The sequence below is a fragment of the Mesorhizobium sp. M7A.F.Ca.CA.003.01.2.1 genome (assembly GCF_003998945.1).
In the GTDB taxonomy this organism is placed as follows: Bacteria; Pseudomonadota; Alphaproteobacteria; order Rhizobiales; family Rhizobiaceae; genus Mesorhizobium; species Mesorhizobium ciceri.
In genome coordinates, this window is sequence record NZ_RZRA01001527.1 from 1 (window position 1) to 687 (window position 687).

The window sequence follows — 687 nt, forward strand, 5'->3', positions numbered from 1 at the left end:
TGGACGATTGTCACCAATTCGGGCTCGAATTCGGCAGAAGCCGGATGCGCGATTTCGTCGATGCGGCAACGGGGCTGACGGACAGGCTCAAGGCTGAATTTCCGCTGTCGCATCCCGACCACGGCGACCTAGCCTACCTATACGGCACCATCCTGACCGACGGCCGCGACACATTTTCCGGCGAGGTGACCAAAAACATCTGCGTCTTCGCCGAAGCCGAGGTCGATCGCTCGCCAACCGGTTCCGGCGTCACCGCAAGGCTGGCGGCCATGCATGCCAAGGGCGAGATCGCGATCGGACAGACGCGCACATTCGAGAGCATCGCCGGCTCGCGTTTTTCCGGAGCCGTGGCGCGGACGGCGAAGGCTGGACGGCATGAGGCGATCATCGCCCGCGTCGGCGGCCGCGCCTATTATTCCGGGCGGGCCGAATTCATCGTCGAAGCGGACGACGAGCTCGGACGCGGATTCCTGTTGCGCTGAAGAAAATGCTCAGCGGCGCGAGGAGCGAGCCACTTCCCGCACCGAGATCGCCTTGTGCAGATGCACCATCATGGCGGCGGCGAACAGCGGCGTCAGCAGGTTGAGCAACGGCACGGCGAGGAAAGCGGCGATGAGCAGCCCGGCGAGAAACACTGTGCCGGCATAGTGCCTGCGCAAGGCCTTGGCCTCGTCTTCGCCGCGAAAG

General features: G+C 64.3%; 1 protein-coding gene and 1 pseudogene. One reads left to right on the top strand and one right to left on the bottom strand.

Annotation, left to right across the window (positions count from 1 at the left end):
- The coding region (locus tag EN969_RS33955) for a proline racemase family protein (RefSeq protein ID WP_164758794.1) at window positions 1–482 on the top strand (482 nt) is incomplete at its 5' end.
- A gap of 9 nt (window positions 483–491) precedes the next feature.
- Here the strand turns inward: EN969_RS33955 and EN969_RS33960 are convergent.
- Window positions 492–687: pseudogene (locus EN969_RS33960) on the bottom strand (cysteine biosynthesis protein CysZ); the annotation flags it as partial.